Below are 17,837 nucleotides of genomic sequence, written 5' to 3'. Positions count from 1 at the left end.
CCCCGCACGATATCCGTTGTCTCACAAAACAAGACAAATCATATTGAATAATGAGACAGCCCAGGAGAACGCCTGGACACGACCACGGGCCCGCGGCGTGGTGCCGCGGGCCCGTGGTGCCGGAGTCAGGACCCGGTCTTCACCGGGTCACAGGCTCTGACTAGCGCTTCCACTTGCAGGTGTAGAACCACTTGAAGCCGCGGTTGCGGTCGCGGTCGCGACGGTCGCGGTCCCAGCGGTCGTCGTCCCACCGGTTGTTGTCCCACCGGTCGTCGTCGTTCCACCAGCGGTGGTGGTCGTGCCGCGGCTTCCACTCGCCCCAGCAGTGCCGGAAACCGTGGCGGTTGTGGTGCCGCCAGTGGTGGCGCTTCGGACGCCAGCCGTAGTCGCCGGTCGCGATGGCCGCGGCCTCGGACACGCTGGTGACACTGCTGACCGGCGCGGCCGGGGCCGCCGAAGCGACGCCCGTCAGCGTGGACAGGCCGATGGCGGCGGCACCCGCGGAGACCGCGAAGCCCTGCACGATACGGTTGATCTTCATCTTCCGTTTCCCCCTCTGTCGCGTGTGGGTTTGATCACGCGACCCGTCACTCAAAGTCGGTATTCCTGTACGATCGGTAACCAAAACCCGATCGGGGGGATTTGACTGATCTTGGGGAAAACGAAAAGCCGGGCCCGTCTTGGACGGACCCGGCCTGGGAGCTTCGAAGCGCCGGAAGATCAGGCGCGGCAGGCGATCAGAGGGTGCCCTTCTCGTGGAAGCGCATCTTGACCCGCTTCTTCATCTGCATCTGCCTCGCCTTCATGTACCTCAGCTTCATGTACCTCGTCCTGTAGACGCGGTGGTGCTTGCGGCAGGGCTTCTTGCTCTTGCCGTGGTAGTGGACGTAGTAGTCCTCCTCCCAGGGGCTGGGCAGGCCGGGGAACTTCTTCCACCAGTGCTTGTGGTGCCCGCGGTCGTGGTCCCGGTCGTGGTCCCGATCCCGGTCCCAGTCGCCGTTCCGGTCGTCGTCGCGCCTGTTGGCGAGGTCCACGGCGTCGCCGCCGGGGCAGTCCTCGGCCCGCAGGATCGTGCGGCCGGTCTCCAGGCCCTCGATGTAGTCGCGCTCCCCGCCGTCCAGCGGCTGCCGCCTGTGCAGCAGGTGACTGGCGTACTCGACGGAGTCGTTCGCGACGCGGACGAAGGTGTACGGCTGTCCGGGGTCATCGCTGCGGTGGCAGATGCCGACCAGGTCGCCCGGGGCCTTGGCCGCTTGGACCGCACCCGGAGCCACCGTCAGCGTGAGGGCCACCGCACCGGTGGTCACCCCGAGACCGCGCCACCATCGGCTGAGCTGCATATCTGCTTCCTCCCCCCGCCACAAGCATCGTGATCTTGTGGCTTTTCCTGCACCCTAAGCAGCGGTCCGGAAGCGACGGCGCGTGACACGCGAGTGCTCTATACCGAATAAGGCCGAGAAAGGCAAGGGATTCTTTCGGTTTAGGACCGACGAAATCTGGGTTCTTGGCGCGACACCGCAGTGAGTCCCGGGCAAATTGCCGGAGGTGCACCTGTTCCTGGGTCGTTGACCCGGCGACGCTCGCTAGATTAGGTTAGGCTTACCTAATTAAGGGGTCTGTGTGCTGAGTGACTCATCGCCTGGGGAACCGCGCGCCGTGCCGTCGCGCGCCGTCCGCGCGCTGGCCAGCGAGGGCCGCGCCGCGTCGGCGGACGAGCTGCGGGTGCGCCGCGCGCTCAACGCGCTTCCGGCCTTTCCCGCGCGGACCCTCCACGACGTCTTCTTCCGCCGCGCCCGGCGGGTGCCCTACGCCGCCGCGGTGCGCTGGGGCGGCTCCGGCGTCCTCACCTACGGCGAACTCGCCGTGCGCGCGCTGAGCACCGCCGCCGCGCTCGCCGACCGCGGGGTGCGGCCCGGCGACCGGGTCTCGGTCGAGCTGCCCAAGGGCCCCGAGCAGGCCGTCGCGGTCCTCGGCGTGCTCGCCTTGGGCGCGGCCTACGTGCCGCTCGGCGCGCACCTGCCGGCTCAACGCCGCAAGGCCCTGCGGGCCGCGCTCGGCGTGGTCCTCGCGATCCGTCCCGGCTCACCCGTCCTGGCCGGCCGCGCCGTGCCGCTGCGCGCCGCGGAGGTGCCGCCCGCGCACGCGGCGTACGTGGTACTCACCGCGGGCCGCGGCGACACGTCCAAGGCCGTCGAGGTCTCCCACCGCGCCGCCGCCCACACCGTCGACGCCCTGGTCGAGCGCTGCGCCATGGACGACACCGACGTGACGTTCGGCGCCGCCCCGCTGGAGTCGGACCTGTCGGTCTTCGACCTGTTCGCGGCGTGGACCGTCGGCGGATACGTCGTGCTGCCCGAGGAGTCGGCTTCGGCGGCGCGTCACGCCGAACTCGCCGAGCGCTGGGCGGTGACGGTGCTGGGCGGCGCGCCGTCCGTGCTGGAAGGGCTGCTCACCCAGGACCGGCCGCTGCACCTGCTGCGCACCGCGCTGCTGACCGGCGCGGGCGCCTCGCCGCGGCTGCTCGCCGCAGCCGCCGCGCGGCTTCCGCACTGCCGTCTCCTGCGCCTCGGCGGCACGACCGAGACGGCCCGGTACTCGACCGTCAGCGAGTATCCCGGCGGCCCGCAGGCGGTGCCGTACGGCGTGCCGCTGCGCGGTGTCGCCTGCCGGGTCGTCGACGCGATGGGTCGGGACGTGCCCGACGGTGCGGCCGGAGAGCTGTGGATCGGCGGCGTCGGCGTCGCCGAGGGCTACGCGGGGGACGCGGCGCGCACCGCCGCGGCCTTCACGGTGCACGAGGGCGTCCGCTGGCACCGCACCGGAGACCTCGCCCGCTACCGGCCGGGCGGCGCGCTGGAGTTCCTCGGCCCCTGCGACAAGGCCGCGACCGCGAGGCGCACGGCCTGAGCCGTGCCGCCTGGAGCGGCCCCCGAACACGGGTGAGGGCGTCCGACACGGAGGGACGTCCTCACCCGTTGCGGCTTCCCGCGCTCCGGCCCCAGGGCTCGGGTCTCAGGGCTCGGTTCTCAGGGCTCGGTTCTCAGGACAGGAGACGGCGCAGCCAGGCGACGCGTGCGGCGCGGGCCTCGACCGACAGCGCGGCCTTGGGCACGAGCAGGTCGAAGCCGTGGAAGCCGCCGGGCCACACGTGCAGTTCCGCGGTGCCGCCCGCCGCCCAGATCGCCGCCGCGTAGGCGACGTCCTCGTCGCGGAAGGTCTCGGCCGAGCCGACGTCGATGAACGCGGGTGGCAGGCCGGAGAGGTCGGTCGCGCGGGCGGGCGCGGCGTAGGGCGACACGTCGGGGCCGCCCTTGGCCTCGCCGAGCAGGGCGCGCCAGCCCGTCTCGTTGGAGGTGCGGTCCCAGACGCCGATGCCGTCCATCTGCGCGCCGGACGCCGAGGTGTTGCGGTCGTCGAGCATCGGGCACATGAGGAGCTGCCCGATCAGCGCGGGGCCGCCCCGGTCGCGCGCCATCAGCGCGACCGCCGCGGCGAGGCCGCCGCCCGCGCTGGTCCCGGCGACGAGGACGCGTGCCGGGTCGAGCCCGAGCTTCGCGGCGTTCTCGACGGCCCAGGCCAGCCCCGCGTAGCAGTCCTCGACGGGAGCGGGATGGGGGTCTTCGGGGGCGAGCCGGTAGTCGACGGAGACGACGACGAGCCCGAGGTCGCGGGCCCACCTCAGGGGGTCGAGGAGACCGCCCCGGGCGTCCCCGGCGATCATGCCGCCGCCGTGCATGTAGTACACCGCGGGCAGCGGGCCCTCGGCGTCCGCGGGCCTGCCGACGATCAGCGGGATCTCGCCCCGCGGGCCCGGCGCGGTGATCTCCTCGACGGTGATGGCGCCGCGGAGCGTGAGGTCGAGGCCCGGGACGGTCATGGTGCGCGCCGAGCGGAGTCCGGGGATGTCGTCGGGCGTGATGGTGGGGGAGACGACGGACGCGAGGGCTTCGAGCGCGGTGCCGAGTTCGGGATCGAAGGGAGGCGGTGTCTTCGTCATGGGGCCATGGTGGCACGCACCCGATATTCCGGGCATCGCCAAGTCGCCGGTCGGTCTTCCGTATTGTCGGACACTTACCTCGGTGCGTAATCAGTCGGGCTTTTTCCTTCCGTCACGACAATCCCGGCGCGGTCCGTCTGCCGTAGTCTCGACCAGCACTATCGGAGCAATTCCCCCCATTACTCCCGCACTCCGCGAGGTAACCGTTGGTGACCACCGCAGGCCCGTTGCTGGGCCGTACCCGGCAGCTCGTCCTGGACCTGTGGGAGATCTCCCGTCCCGGGCTCTTCCTCGTCTCTCTCGTCCCCTACTATCTCGGCTACCTGCTGGCGGGCGAGAAGCTGATCGGGCCGGCGACCGGCCTCATCGGCCTCGTCGTGTGGGGGCCGCTGGTGTGGCTCGCGGTCCTGGCCATCAACGACGCCTACGACCTGCCGGGCGACCTGCTCAACCCGCGCAAGAACACCCCGCTCACCGCGGGCCGGATCACCGAGCGCGGCGCTAAGGTCGCTGCCTACGCGTCGGCGGCCCTGGCGCTGGCCTTGTCTTTGGCGGTCCGCCCGGAGATGGCCCTGGCGACGTTCGGGTTCCTCGCGTGCGGCTGGATCTACAGCGTGCCGCCGCTGAAGTGGAAGAACCGGCCCGGCCTCGACGTGGTCTCCAACTGCATCCCGCTCGGCATCTTCACCGTCATGGGCGGCTGGGCCACCGTGAAGTCCTTCGAGGGCTTCCCGTGGATCGTGGCGGGTGTCGTCCTGCTCGTCGAGATCGCGCTCTACACGCCGACGATGATCCCCGACATCGACAGCGACCGGGCCAGCGGCTACACCACGATGGCCGTCAAGATCGGAGCCCGCCGGACCTACCTCCTCGGCTTCGTGTGCTGGACCGGGTTCTGGGTCGTCACCACAGGGCTCGCCGCGGTCGGCTACGTGTTCCCGCAGTGGATGGTCTGGTTCTGGGCGCCGTGCGCGCCGGTCTTCATCTGGCTGTACCACCACGGCCTGGCCCACGCCCGCGAGCCGAAGGACATCGGCAAGGGGATGCTGCGCGTCGGCAAGCTGTTCCTGATCCCCTGCGCGGTCTTCGTGCTCGGGTATGTGGGCATCCTGGGCTGACGTCAGCCGGCCTTGCGGGCCCCGATCGACTTCATGAGCCGGGGCCACAGGTCCTTGCCCACCCGCCGCCAGGCGGGCCAGTTGTGGCGGCCGTCGCCGTAGAGGTCGGCGGTGAACGGGATCTTGAGCTCCTTCAGCCTCTTGCGGAAGGCCTTGTTGGTCGCGCCGACCGCGAGTTCGCCCGTCAGGCCCACGTCCAGCGGTCCTGCCGCCGGGTCGCCGGGGCCGGGCTTGCCCGTGGTGCCGGCGGAGAAGAAGATCCCGGTGCCGCGCAGCTTCGGCGCTAGGTGGTACGGGTCGTGCCGCTCCCAGTTCGCCTTGTCCTGCACCGGGTCGCCGTAGATGTCCCAGGCGTCCTGGCCGTTGATCGCCGCGGTGACCGCCGTGGACGCCTGGACGCCCGGCCCGGTCAGCCAGAGCGGCCCGCTGAGGGAGGCCACGAACGCGAACAGCCCCCGGTGCCGCGCCGCGTAGTTGAGCGCGCCCATGCCGCCGGCCGACACCCCGATCGCCGCCCGGCGCTTGCCGGCCCGGTAGTTGCGCTCGACGAGCTGGACCACGTCCGCGGTGTGGAAGGTCTCCCAGCGCGGATTGCCCCACTCGCCGCGGTTGAACCAGTCGGTGTAGCTGCTGTTGGCGGCCTCGGGCATCACCACGATGACGCCGTACTTCGCCGCCCACTGCTCGATCTTCGTCTCCCGCGTCCACGACAGGTAGTTGTCGCGGCCTCCGTGGTAGGCGTACAGGACGGGCCAAGTACGTCCGGAGTCCTTGCGCCAGCCCTTCGGCAGCAGGACCCGCACCTTCACCCGGGTGTCGAGGTTCGGGGTGCTGACGGTCAGGTCGCGGGCCCGCCCCCCGACCCGCTTCTCAGCGACGATCCTGGCGCCGCTGTCGGCCTTCTGGAACCTCTGCGGGGCCGCCGACGGGGCGGCGCCCGCGGGGACGCACAGCAGCGGGACGACGCAGAGCGCCGCCGCGGCGGGGGAGGCGGCGCGGGGGAGTTGAGCCATTCTCACGTATCGCAGTGTGCTCTTCGGGAAACATCGGCGATACACAGTTCACTGAGTGAGACGCGACCGAGATGCGCACCCGGACGCACGTCGGCCCGTCCGGTACCGGTCACCGGACGGGCCGGCGCGCACCCCGCTCAACGGCCGAAAGGCTCGTCCCGCATCGCCTCCCGGATGCCTTCGCGCAGCTCAGGACCGTCGACCTCGCCGTGGACCTGGACCGCGTGCGCCACGGCGGCCTCCATCACCTCGTCGGGCTTGCCGGCGATCGTCAGCGTGCACGCCGCCTCGCTCGGCCACATCCGGCAGTCGACCATGGTCCGGCCGGACTTCATGTACTCGGTCGTCCCGATCACTTCCAGATCGCGGAAGGTGACGGGACCGCGGACCAGCCGCTCGACCTTCTTGGCGAACTCGTCGGTCTCCGGCAGCGCCGAGTTGTCCTTCGCGGCGATCTGGTCGGGGAACTCGATGAGGGCGAAGTAGTGGTCGGCGCGGCTCACGTCACGGGCGGTGGTGCCGCGGATGGCGGTCCGCTTTCCCTCGGTCTTGGCGGCCCACTCCTCGTCCAGGGACTCGATCTCCGGCATCCTCGATGTCTCGAGTTCGATGATCTGAAGGAACATGGCTCGCCTCCCTTCACGTCTCCCTTCCACGATACGCCCGGTTCCGGCACAGGTCAGGGGCTGTTTCGGTGGGCGGGAGGGCTCAGTGCAGCACCGGCCGGAACCCCAGTCCCGCGGGCGCCATGCTGTCCAGGAGCCGGTCGATGTGGACCAGGAGCTCGCCGTGCAGGGGCCAGTGCCCGGGGTCGTCGCGCAGGAGGCGGCCGAGCCGCTCGCGCTGGCTGCGGGCCTCGACGAGCAGCTCGTGCGTGGTCTGCCCGAGGCGGCGGCCCGAATCCGGGGAGGAGGCCGTCGCCGTCGCCGCGTACAGCGGGATGGCCCGGGACAGCGTCCGCAGGGTCAGGCCCAGCACTTCGCGGACGTCGGCGGCCCACATGTCGGAGCCGAGGCCGCCGTCGTCGCGCAGGGCGAGGTAGGTGCGGTCGGCCATGCAGCGGGCCAGGCCGCGGGACCTGATCGACGCGGTCTCCAGGGTGCTCATGGCGGTGCGCAGCGCGGCCGAGGGGCCGCCGATCCGGTAGGCGCGCGGGTTCAGCCGGGTGCTGTCGTCGGCCTCGCCGAGGCGCGCCGCCACCGAGCGGGCCTCCTCGGCGAGCCGCGCCGCCTGGCCCTGCCAGCGGGTGGTGTGCGCGTGGTCGGGCTCCAGGTGCAGGTCATCGGCGAGGTCTTCGAGGAACTGGCCCAGGTTCATGGCCAGGCCCCGCAGCGCGTCCTCGGCGGGCTTGACCTTGACGGGCGCCGTCACCAGCGTGCTGAGCAGCCCGACGCCCGCGCCGATGAGCGTCTCCACGACCCGGCCGAGCGCCGCGCTCTCGGTGCCGAGCTGGAGGATGAGCATCGCGCTGATCGGCACTTCGAGGATGTGGTCGCCCAGGTTGAACATCCGGCCGACGAGCAGGGCCAGCGCGATCACCAGCCCGAGCGTCCACCAGTGGAACCCGAGCGTCGAGGCGATGGTGACGGCGAGGAGCACCCCACAGGTGACGCTGATGATCCGCTGGATGGAGCTGGTCAGCGTCTGGTAGAGCGTCACCTGGACGATGAGCAGCGCGGTCAGCGGTGCGAGCAGCGGCGGCGGGCCCGTGCGCAGGAAGTCGGCGACGATGTAGGCCACCACGGCGGTGACCACCAGGCGGAAGGCCGTTGCGAGCGTCACCTCTCAATTCATAGGCGACACGGGGTCAACGCCGGGTGCTCCGCCCGCAAACTCCGGCAAAGGCGGAGATGGCGACCTGTCGAGGCAGGCCCGTCGATCCGGACCCGCCGGGTCAGACCCAGCTGTCGAGCCAGATCCGCATATGCCAGGCCTCGTACGGGATGTTCTGGGCGGTGAGCACCGGATACAGGAACCAGAAATTGACCAGCACCAGCAGCAGGTACGCGCCGGTGATGGCCGCGCCGACGACCCGCCGCCGCCGGGGCCCGTCCGCCGGTCCCATGATCAGCCCCAGCGTCACGACGATCGCGAGGATGAGGAAGGGCAGGCCGGGCAGCGCGTAGAACAGGAACATCGTTCGGTGGCCGAACGCCGACGGGAACCACGTCAGCCATCCGGCCGCGTACCCGAGGAGGATCGCCCCGGCCCGCCAGTCCCGGCGCGTCAGCCACAGCACCGCCATGACGGCGAGCGCGGCGATGCCGATCCACCAGATGGCCGGGGTGCCGATGCCGAGGATCTCCCGCGAGCACTTGTCCGCGCCGCAGCCGGGGGACGCCTCGCTGTAGAAGAAGGCCACCGGCTTGCGCAGGATCGGCCAGTCCCACGGCCACGACTGGTACGGGTGCGACGCCGACAGGTTGGCGTGGAAGTCGAGGATCTCCTTGTGGTACCGGAAGAGGTCCGGGAGCCCCTCGAACGGGCGCAGCCAGACGCTCGCCGCGGGCTCGCCCCGCCCCCAGCCGCCCGAGGTGAGCAGCCACCCCAGCCAGGTCGACAGATACGTCACCACGGGCAGGACCATCAGGCCGAGGACCGTCGCGACGCCGTCGCGGGTCGCCGCGCCCGCGTAGGGGTGGCGGATCTGGACGGCGCGGCGCGCGGTCATGTCCCAGATGAAGGCCAGCACGATGAACGCCGCGAGGAACGGCGCCGCCGACCACTTGACGCCCGCGGCGAGGCCGAAGCAGATCCCCGCCGCGTACCGCCACGGGTGCCACAGGAACGGCCCGGACGAGTAGGAGGCGTCGAAGTCGCGGTCCACCCGGTCGGCCAGGCGGCGGCGCGCGTGGTCGCGGTCGGCGACGAGGCAGGCGAACCCGGCGAGCACCCAGAAGGAGAGGAAGATGTCGAGGAGCGCGGCCCGGCTCGTCACCAGGTGAAGGCCGTCGAGGGCGAGCAGGAAGCCCGCGGCGCAGCCCAGCAGGGTGCTGCCGGTCATCCGCCGGGCGACCCGGCACAGGACGAGCACGGACAGCGTGCCGATGAGGGCCGCCATGGAGCGCCAGCCGAACGGGTCGACGCCGAAGATCGCCTCGCCCGCGCCGATCATCCACTTGCCGAGCGGCGGGTGCGCGATGAACGCGCCGCCGTCGGTGAGCATCTGCTGGGGCTTGCCGCCGAGGAACAGCTTGTCGGCGAGTTCGTCGGGTTTGTCGATGATCGAGTGCTCGTAGCCGAACTGCCAGAGGGACCAGCCGTCCTTGGCGTAGTACGTCTCGTCGAAGACGACCTCGTGCGGTACGCCCAGCCGGTTGAACCGCAGGAACCCGGCGAAGGCCGTGACCACCAGCGGGAGCAGCCACCCCAGGACAGGGTTCCCGGGTATCCCGGGCGCGAGCCTCTCGCGCAGCGTCGGCCCCTTGTCCACCGGTCGGATCTGGGTGACAGCCATTGCGCCATCGTAGGGGTCCCCGCGCGCGGGGTTCCAACGCTTCTCCCGGCGCCCTGCCGCCGCCCGCCGCCGGTAGGGCCCGCCGCGCCCGGCACTAGGATCGGGAGCACGGTTTCACGAGGGCGCCGACCTGCGGCGGAACACGGGGGTCCGGCGGAACACGGAGGACGGCACATGGCGGGCACTCTCATTCTGGCCGCGGCGCCGATCGGCCGGGCCGACGACGCCTCGCCCCGGTTCCGCGACGCGCTCGGCACGGTCCGGATCATCGCCGCCGAGGACACCCGCCGCCTCCGCAGGCTCGCCGCCGACCTCGGGGTGACGCTGACCGGGCGGATCGTGTCCTACTACGACCAGAACGAGAAGGCCCGCGCCACCGAGCTGCTCACCGACCTCCTCGACGGCTCCGACGTCCTCGTCGTCACCGACGCGGGCATGCCGGGGGTGTCCGATCCGGGCTACAGGCTGGTCGTGGAGGCCGTCGCGGCGGAGGTCCCGGTGACGGTGCTGCCCGGCCCGTCGGCGGTGACGACCGCGCTCGTGCTGTCCGGGCTGCCCACCGACAGGTTCTGCTTCGAGGGGTTCCTGCCGCGCAAGCCCGGGGAGCGGGCCGGCCGGCTCGCGGAGCTGGCCGACGAGCCGCGCACGATGGTGTTCTTCGAGGCACCGCACCGGCTGGCCGCCGCCCTCGGCGCGCTCACCGAGGCGTTCGGCGCGGACCGCCGCGCCGCGGTCTGCCGGGAGCTCACCAAGACCTACGAGGAGACCCGCCGGGGCGGGCTCGGCGAACTCGCCGCGTGGGCGGCCGACGGCGTCAAGGGCGAGATCACGGTCGTCGTGGCGGGCGCGCCCCCGCGGGCGGCGCTCACCGATCCCGTGGAGCTCGCCGAGGCGGTCTTCGTGCGGGAGGCCGCGGGCGTGCCGCGCAAGGACGCGATCGCGGACATCGCGAAGGAGAACGGCGTGCCCAAGAAGGTCGTCTACAACGCGGTGCTCGCCGCCAAGTGAACGGGCGCGGCGTCGGGCGGTGAGGCGGTCCGGCGCGTCCGGATGAGCGCCCACCCCGCGGCGAGCGCGGCGAGCGGCGTGGCGGTGACGACGTAGCGGTGGTCGAAGTCGACGGTCAGCGGCGGGAAGGCGAGCAGCAGCGCCGCGACCGCCCACACGGGCCCCGGCGGACGCCTCCGGCGCGCCGCCACCGCCAGCGGAGCCAGGAGGATCAGGGCGAGCAGCGGCCCCCGGACGCTCATCACGTGCTGGTAGGTCCGCGCGAACCCCGCCCACGGCTCGACCACCTCGGGGGCGCGCGCCGCGTCCGGGTCGTAGGCGGCGACGACGTCCCGGGGCGTCCCGCCGCCGAGCACCGGCCACTGCGGCAGCGGGTCGGTCCGCTCGGGGAAGTCGTACTTGCGCGCGGTGACGGGCGTCGGATGGTCCCCGTGGTCCCAGGCGAAGGTCCGGACGAACAGGTCGTAGGAGACCGTCCGGACGTAGTCCCACGGCTGCGCCGCGATCGTCTGGAGGGCGAAGCGCTGCGCGTCGGCGTTGACGCGGGCGTCGAACGCCTCGCCGTACCGCCACCCGATCGGCGACTCCGGCGCCCACACCTGCGAGGAGGACGCCTTGCGGTCGGCGGGGTCGCCGGCCGGGCACAGGTAGCGCAGCTCCGGGGAGATCCCGGTGCACTCGGCGAACGCCGCGGCGCGTCCCCACAGGAACACGCCGTCGGTCGCCGTGATGGCGTACCTGCCGTTCTCGGTGTGGAACCAGACGGCGTACAGGCCGAGCGGCAGGACCCCCGTCATGGCGGCGGCCGCGAGCGCGCGCAGGCCCCGCCCGTCACGCCCGGCGCGCAGCCACCGCAGGGCGAGCCAGCCGAGCACGAGCACCAGGACGGGCAGGCCGATCGTCCGCGTGAGCGTCGCCGCGGCGAGCAGCAGCGCGGCGAGCACGAGCCGGCGCGGCGACGGGCGGGGCCACAGCGCGAGCGCCAGCCCCGCCAGCAGCAGGAACAGGAACAGCGTGTCCGACAGGAGCAGCGTCTCCAGTTCGATGAGGTCGCCGTCGAGCAGCACCGCCGCCGCGGCCAGCGCCGCGCCCCACCCCGGCAGGCCGCGCCGGCGCAGCAGCGCGTACACCAGCGCGCCCGACGCGAGCCCGAGCAGATGCTGCGCCGCGACCACCGCGCCGACGCTGCCGAGCGGCTGGAGCAGCCACAGGAAGACGCCGTAGCCCGCGGGCCGGATCGGGTGCGGATAAGGGCCCAGCGCGATCTGCAGGTAGTCGAAGGAGTCGTTGAACCACAGCCCCGGCCGGTACCCCGCCTGGGCGAGCGCGCGGGCCGCAGCGCCGAGCGCGAGCACCGCGAGGAACCATCGGTGCCGGAGGGCATACCGCTTGACCAGGCCATACCCGTCAGCCACTGGCACCCCTCTGACAGCGGGCTCCGACACCCGTATTGTTGGCTACTTCGGTCACGGGGGCGGCCGGCGGGAGCCGGAGGTTTCGCTTCAGTGAAGTGCACCGCTCAGAGACCGGACAACCGGCACCATAACTGACCTGGCCGCCTTCTACATCAGGAGCCGACATGGAGTTGTCCGTGGTCATGCCGTGCCTCAACGAGGCCGAGACCGTGGAGACATGTGTCCGCAAGGCCGTCGCCTTCCTTGAGGCGCACGGGATCGACGGCGAGGTCATCGTCGCCGACAACGGCTCGACCGACGGGTCGCAGGCACTCGCCGAGGGCGCGGGGGCGCGGGTCGTGCCGGTCGCGCTCAAGGGCTACGGCAACGCTCTCATGGGCGGCATCCGCGCCGCCAAGGGCACCTTCGTCATCATGGGCGACGCCGACGACTCCTACGACTTCACCGACCTCATGCCGTTCGTCACCGAACTGCGCGACGGCGCCGACCTGGTGATGGGCAACAGGTTCGAGGGCGGGATCGCTCCCGGCGCGATGCCCCCGCTGCACCGCTACCTCGGCAACCCCGTCCTGTCGTTCGTCGGGCGGCTGTTCTTCGGCTCGAAGATCGGTGACTTCCACTGCGGCCTGCGCGGCTTCCGCCGCGACACCGCGCTCGCCCTCGGTCTGCAGTCCTCCGGCATGGAGTTCGCCTCGGAGCTCGTCGTCAAGATGACGATGAGCGAGGCGAAGATCACCGAGGTGCCCACCGCCCTCGCCAAGGACGGCAGGTCGCGTCCGCCGCACCTCAACACCTGGCGCGACGGCTGGCGGCACCTGCGCTTCCTCCTCCTGTACAGCCCGCGCTGGCTGTTCCTCATCCCCGGCGTCCTGCTCATGGCGCTCGGCCTCGTCGCGGGGGTCGCGCTGTCGGTCACCCCGATCGACATCCGCGGCGTCGTGTTCGACGTCGACACGCTCGTCGGCGCGTCGGCCGCGGTCGTCATCGGGTTCCAGGGCGTCCTGTTCTCGCTGCTGACGAAGGCCTACGGCGTCACCGAGGGCTTCCTGCGCCCGGACAAGCGGGCCGCGTGGCTGCTGGAGAAGTGGAGCTTCGAGAAGGGCCTGGTGAGCGGCGGAATCCTGGCGCTCGCCGGACTCGTCGGCGTCGGCTTCTCGGTCGTGCACTGGCACGGCGCCCAGTTCGGCGAGCTGAACGCGCGCGAGACGCTGCGCATGGTCGTGCCTTCGGCGACGGCCCTGATGATGAGCTGCCAGCTCATCCTCGGCACCGCGTTCCTGTCGATCCTCGGCATCCGCCGCTCCAGCCACCCGGGCACCGCCGAGCACGCCCATGAGGAGCTCACCCTCGCCGACACCGTCGGAAGCCCTACCCTGGACGCCGAGCAGTCGGCACCGGTGCGATAGCGGGACCGGTGAACCGATGCGGGATCGCGAGCGTCACAGGCGGGGAGGCCAGGCCACGGCGCCGGGGCCGGAGACGGTGAAGGAGGGTGCCGCGTTGAATCCGCGCTCGCCGCTTTCCGCGCTGCGGGCCCGTCCGGCGCTGCCGTCCCGGGCCGCGCTGCGCGCGTTCGCCGGGCGGCACCGGGTCCTGCTCGGCGCCCTCGCCGTCGCGGTCCTGCTCCGACTCGTGACGGTGCTCGGCTACCGCTGGGCCATCTGGTTCCCCGACTCCTACCCGTACGTCGAGATCGCGCTGAACCCGCGCCCCGACGTGGTGCGCACCTTCGGGTACCCGTTCCTGCTCTTCCTGCTCCGGCCGCTGCACAGCTTCGCGGTGGTCGTGGTCGTGCAGCACCTCATGGGGCTCGCCTCGGCCGTCATCCTGTACGGGCTGGTGCGGCGGCCGCACCTGTTCCGGTTCGGCAAGGCGCTGCCCGGATGGGCCGCGACCCTCGTCGTCGCGCCCGTGCTCTTCGACGGCAACCAGATCGAACTCGAGCACCTGCTGCTCTCGGACACCTACTTCCTGCTGCTGGTGTCCGGGGCCGCCGCGCTCGTCCTGTGGGACGCCCGGCCTTCGGCGCGCAGGGTCGCGGCGGCGTGCCTGCTGCTCAGCATGGCCGCCATCACCCGGACCATCGGGCTGCCGCTGCTCATCATCGTGCTGGTCTTCCTGGTGATCCGCCGGGCGGGCTGGCGGACGGTGGTCGCCGGGGCGGTGACGGCGGTCGTCCCCATCGCCGCCTACATGACGTGGTACGCCTCGGCGAACGGCCCGTTCGCCCTGAGCGGCACCGACGGGGTCTTCCTCTACAGCCGCACGATGACCTTCGCCGACTGCGACGAGTTCGGCGACCGCCTCCCGGTGGACGCCTACCCGCTGTGCGACAGCACGCCTCCCGAGCAGCGCAGGGCCTCGCACTTCTACGTGTGGGAGGAGAGCCAGATCTTCCGGTACCCCGGAGGCATCTTCGACCCTTACAAGAGCGAACTGGCCCGCACCTTCGCCAAGGAGGCGATCCTCGCCCAGCCCGGCGACTACCTCGCGACCGTGCTGGAGGACTTCGGCCGCACGTTCCGGTGGGACCGCCCCGTCTACCCGGACCCCAAGACCTACGGCTACTACATCTTCCCCGAGGAGCCGCAGGAGTACTGGCCCGGACGGGACGCCCAGATGTCCCGGTACGACGCCCAGGCCGAGGCCACCCGCGTGGTGGAGCCCTTCGCCGGGATCATGCGGGCCTACCAGAAGGGCGTCTACCTGCCGGGGACCGTGCTCGGCGTCCTCCTGCTCGCCGCCCTCGGCGGCGTCGCCGCCCGCTGGCGGACCTTCGGCGGCCCGGCCCTGCTCCCGTTCGGCTTCGCGATGGCCCTCCTGGTGATCCCGCCCGCGACGGTCCTCTTCGACTACCGCTACGTCCTCCCGGCCGTCCCCTTCGCCTCCGTCGCCGCCGCCATCGCCCTGCGCGAACTGCACACCTGGTACCGCTCCCGCCACCGCCCCGACCATTCCCCCGCCCTCCCCGAGGACGACGCCCCCGTCATGGCCGCCCACGCCCCGGCGTGACATGAGGCTTCGCCACTCGCCCATGCCGTGAAGTGCTCCGGGCCGTGGACGACCGATTCGGTGCCTGGGGCCGGGGACCGTAGGCTTGGGGCATGTCCCGTCACATCCTCACCGCGCCGGCTTGGCCCTACGCCAACGGGCCGCGCCACATTGGGCACGTCTCCGGGTTCGCGCTGCCGTGCGACATGTTCAGCCGCTACCAGCGGATGATCGGGAACCACGTGCTCATGGTGTCCGGCACGGACGAGCACGGGACCCCGATCCAGGTCCAGGCCGACAAGGAGGGCGTCACCGCCCGCGAGCTGGCCGACCGGTACAACAAGGTCATCGTCGGCGACCTGCAGGGCCTCGGCATCGCCTACGACCTGTTCACCAGGACCTCCACCGAGAACCACTACGCCGTGGTCCAGGAGATCTTCAAGGGCCTGCACGACAACGGCTACATCTTCACCGAGACCACCCAGGGCGCCATCAGCCCGTCCACCGGCCGCACCCTGCCCGACCGCTACATCGAGGGCACCTGCCCGATCTGCGGCTACGACGGCGCCCGCGGCGACCAGTGCGACAACTGCGGCAACCAGCTCGACCCGATCGACCTGATCAACCCGGTCAGCCGGATCAACGGCGAGACCCCCGAGTTCGTCGAGACCGAGCACTTCATGCTCGACCTCCCGGCCTTCACCGAGGTCCTCGGCCGCTGGCTGCGCGGCAAGGAGGGCCAGTGGCGCCCCAACGTGCTGCGCTTCTCCCTCAATCTGCTCGAAGACCTCAAGCCGCGCGCGATCTCCCGCGACCTCGACTGGGGCGTGCCGATCCCGCTCGACGGCTGGCGCGACCAGCCCACCAAGCGCCTGTACGTCTGGTTCGACGCGGTGATCGGCTACTTCAGCGCCTCGGTGGAGTGGGCCCGGCGACTCGGCGACCCCGAGCGCTGGCGCGAGTGGTGGCAGAACCCCGAGGCCCTCGCCTACTACTTCATGGGCAAGGACAACATCGTCTTCCACTCCGAGATCTGGCCCGCGATGCTGCTCGGCTACAGCGGCGAGGGCGACAAGGGCGGCGAGCCGGGCTCCCTCGGCAAGCTGAACCTGCCCTCGGAGGTCGTCTCCAGCGAGTACCTGACGATGGAGGGCAAGAAGTTCTCCTCCTCCCGCCAGGTCGTGATCTACGTGAGCGACTTCCTGGAGCGCTACGACGTCGACGCCCTGCGCTACTACATCGCGGTCGCCGGCCCGGAGAACCAGGACACCGACTTCACCTGGCAGCAGTTCGTCGACCGCAACAACGGCGAGCTGGTGGCCCAGTGGGGCAACCTGGTGAACCGGTCGGTGTCGATGGCGGCCAAGGAGTACGGCGCCGTCCCCGAGCCCAAGGACCTCACCGAGGCCGACGAGGCGGTGCTGCGGAGCGCCCGGGACGCCTTCGCCAAGGTCGGCGCCGAGCTGGGCCGCTCCCGCTTCAAGAACGCCATCACCGCCGCGTTCGACGTGGTCCGCGAGGCCAACAAGTACCTGGCCGACCAGGAGCCCTGGAAGATCAAGGACGACCCGGTCCGCAAGGGCACCATCCTGTACGTCGCCCTCCAGGTGGTCAGCGACGCCAAGACCCTGCTCACCCCGTTCCTGCCGAACAGCTCCCAGAAGGTCTTCGAGATGCTGGGCGGCGAGGGCGTGTGGTCGGGCATGCCCGAGGTCCGCGAGGTCTCCGAGGAGCTCGCTGACGGCGGCACCCGCACCTACCCGGTGATCACCGGCGACTACTCCGTCGCGCAGGCCCGCTGGGAGCACCGCCCGCTCGCGGCCGGCACCCCGCTGCAGCGGCCCGTCCCGCTGTTCCCCAAGCTCGACCAGAGTGTGGTGGCCGAGGAGCTGGCCCGCCTTGGCGAGTGAGAAGAAGCCGGTCCCGCCGACTCCCCGGCTGCCCGTCGCGGTGTTCGACGACCACTGCCATCTGGACATGCTGGACATGTCCGTGGCCGAGGCCGTCGAGCGGGCGCAGGCCGTCGGGGTGTCACGGATCGTGACGATCGGCTGCGACCTGCCGTCGTCGGAGTGGGCCGCCAAGGCCGCCGCTGAGCACCCGGACGTGTACGCGGGGGTGGCGATCCATCCCAACGACACCAAGGGCCTCACCGACGACGTGCTGGCCCGCATCGGCGAGCTGGCGCAGGAGCCGAAGGTCGTCGCGGTGGGGGAGACGGGTCTCGACTACTACCGGGACAACGCCACCCCCGCCGAGCAGCAGCGCTCGTTCCGGGCGCACATCGCGATCGCCAAGGCCTCCGGGAAGGCCCTGATGATCCACGACCGGGACGCCCACGAGGACGTCCTGAAGGTCCTCGACGAGGAAGGCGCGCCGGACAAGGTGGTCTTCCACTGCTTCTCCGGCGACGCGGAGATGGCCCGGGTCTGCTCGGACAAGGGCTATGTCATGAGCTTCGCCGGGAATGTCACGTTCAAGAACGCCCAGCCGCTGCGGGACGCCCTCGCCGTCGCCCCGCTTGAGCTGATCCTGGTCGAGACGGACGCTCCGTTCATGACGCCTGTCCCGCACCGCGGCAAGCCGAACGCCTCCCACCTGGTCCCCCATACGGTCGAGTTGATGGCAGAAGTCAAGAATGTGCCAGTGGAAGAGCTGTGCTCGGCCATCGCGGCCACGGGAACGCGACTCTACGGCTTCTGAAGAGTAAACCCCGGGCCATTGGGGAACGTCTTTACCTGTGAGTCGCCGGTGCGGGGGCGTTCATCCCCCGAGTCGCCCCCGTACCGGTTGACACGCCGCACATCCGGACGTTGCGTCGTCGTGATGTGACTCTGC

At 71.4% G+C, this 17,837-nt stretch carries 15 protein-coding genes; 7 read left to right on the top strand and 8 right to left on the bottom strand.

Annotation, left to right across the window (positions count from 1 at the left end; all coding sequences use genetic code 11):
* Positions 1-160 precede the first annotated feature (160 nt).
* Both ACYVOM_RS04860 and ACYVOM_RS04855 read right to left on the bottom strand, forming a co-directional pair.
* Positions 161-541, bottom strand: a complete 381-nt coding sequence (locus ACYVOM_RS04860) for a hypothetical protein (protein WP_460301986.1) — start codon at positions 539-541, stop codon at positions 161-163.
* A gap of 196 nt (positions 542-737) precedes the next feature.
* Positions 738-1,340: a hypothetical protein gene (locus ACYVOM_RS04855; RefSeq protein WP_460301985.1), complete on the bottom strand. Its 603-nt coding sequence runs from the start codon at positions 1,338-1,340 to the stop codon at positions 738-740.
* Positions 1,341-1,620: 280 nt separating this feature from the next.
* Between ACYVOM_RS04855 and ACYVOM_RS04850 the strand changes: the two genes are divergently transcribed.
* Positions 1,621-2,907: an AMP-binding protein gene (locus tag ACYVOM_RS04850; RefSeq protein WP_460301984.1), complete on the top strand. Its 1,287-nt coding sequence runs from the start codon at positions 1,621-1,623 to the stop codon at positions 2,905-2,907.
* A 133-nt stretch (positions 2,908-3,040) separates the two neighbouring features.
* On the opposite strand, the gene ACYVOM_RS04845 is transcribed toward ACYVOM_RS04850, so the two are convergent.
* Positions 3,041-3,997, bottom strand: coding sequence for an alpha/beta hydrolase (locus ACYVOM_RS04845; RefSeq protein WP_460301983.1), 957 nt, complete (start codon positions 3,995-3,997; stop codon positions 3,041-3,043).
* A 209-nt stretch (positions 3,998-4,206) separates the two neighbouring features.
* On the opposite strand from ACYVOM_RS04845, the gene ACYVOM_RS04840 reads away from it, so the two are divergent.
* Positions 4,207-5,115 carry a UbiA family prenyltransferase gene (locus ACYVOM_RS04840; protein WP_460301982.1) on the top strand — a complete coding sequence of 303 codons (909 nt, stop codon included), beginning with the start codon at positions 4,207-4,209 and terminating at the stop codon, positions 5,113-5,115.
* Positions 5,116-5,117: 2 nt separating this feature from the next.
* Here ACYVOM_RS04840 and ACYVOM_RS04835 read toward each other — a convergent pair whose 3' ends face one another.
* The 4 genes from ACYVOM_RS04835 to ACYVOM_RS04820 all read right to left on the bottom strand — a co-directional run bounded on the left by ACYVOM_RS04835 (position 5,118) and on the right by ACYVOM_RS04820 (position 9,585).
* Complete coding sequence (locus ACYVOM_RS04835) at positions 5,118-6,128, bottom strand: alpha/beta hydrolase (protein WP_460302351.1); 1,011 nt, start codon at positions 6,126-6,128, stop codon at positions 5,118-5,120.
* Between the two features lie 137 nt (positions 6,129-6,265).
* Positions 6,266-6,754: a DUF1059 domain-containing protein gene (locus tag ACYVOM_RS04830; protein ID WP_460301981.1), complete on the bottom strand. Its 489-nt coding sequence runs from the start codon at positions 6,752-6,754 to the stop codon at positions 6,266-6,268.
* Between the two features lie 82 nt (positions 6,755-6,836).
* Positions 6,837-7,910, bottom strand: coding sequence for an FUSC family protein (locus ACYVOM_RS04825; protein ID WP_460301980.1), 1,074 nt, complete (start codon positions 7,908-7,910; stop codon positions 6,837-6,839).
* Between the two features lie 112 nt (positions 7,911-8,022).
* The gene (locus ACYVOM_RS04820; protein ID WP_460301979.1) at positions 8,023-9,585 is read right to left on the bottom strand and encodes a dolichyl-phosphate-mannose--protein mannosyltransferase; all 1,563 of its coding nucleotides are present in this window, start codon (positions 9,583-9,585) and stop codon (positions 8,023-8,025) included.
* A 174-nt stretch (positions 9,586-9,759) separates the two neighbouring features.
* Here ACYVOM_RS04820 and rsmI point away from each other — a divergent pair, with 174 nt between their 5' ends.
* Entirely contained in the window at positions 9,760-10,593 is an 834-nt protein-coding gene (gene rsmI, locus ACYVOM_RS04815) for a 16S rRNA (cytidine(1402)-2'-O)-methyltransferase (RefSeq protein WP_460301978.1), read from the top strand.
* On the opposite strand, the gene ACYVOM_RS04810 is transcribed toward rsmI, so the two are convergent.
* Entirely contained in the window at positions 10,566-12,008 is a 1,443-nt protein-coding gene (locus tag ACYVOM_RS04810; RefSeq protein WP_460301977.1) for a phospholipid carrier-dependent glycosyltransferase, read from the bottom strand. The genes rsmI and ACYVOM_RS04810 overlap by 28 nt on opposite strands.
* A gap of 164 nt (positions 12,009-12,172) precedes the next feature.
* Between ACYVOM_RS04810 and ACYVOM_RS04805 the strand changes: the two genes are divergently transcribed.
* The 4 genes from ACYVOM_RS04805 to ACYVOM_RS04790 all read left to right on the top strand — a co-directional run bounded on the left by ACYVOM_RS04805 (position 12,173) and on the right by ACYVOM_RS04790 (position 17,702).
* Entirely contained in the window at positions 12,173-13,414 is a 1,242-nt protein-coding gene (locus ACYVOM_RS04805) for a glycosyltransferase family 2 protein (protein WP_460301976.1), read from the top strand.
* A gap of 94 nt (positions 13,415-13,508) precedes the next feature.
* Entirely contained in the window at positions 13,509-15,020 is a 1,512-nt protein-coding gene (locus tag ACYVOM_RS04800) for a hypothetical protein (protein ID WP_460301975.1), read from the top strand.
* Positions 15,021-15,112: 92 nt separating this feature from the next.
* Complete coding sequence (metG, locus tag ACYVOM_RS04795) at positions 15,113-16,909, top strand: methionine--tRNA ligase (RefSeq protein WP_460301974.1); 1,797 nt, start codon at positions 15,113-15,115, stop codon at positions 16,907-16,909.
* Positions 16,899-17,702, top strand: coding sequence for a TatD family hydrolase (locus ACYVOM_RS04790; protein WP_460301973.1), 804 nt, complete (start codon positions 16,899-16,901; stop codon positions 17,700-17,702). Before metG ends, ACYVOM_RS04790 begins: the two co-directional genes overlap by 11 nt.
* Positions 17,703-17,837 lie beyond the last annotated feature (135 nt).

Source organism: Actinocorallia aurea, assembly GCF_054783995.1.
Note: the sequence above shows the minus strand (reverse complement) of the source record. Positions and strands in the feature narration are given on the sequence as shown.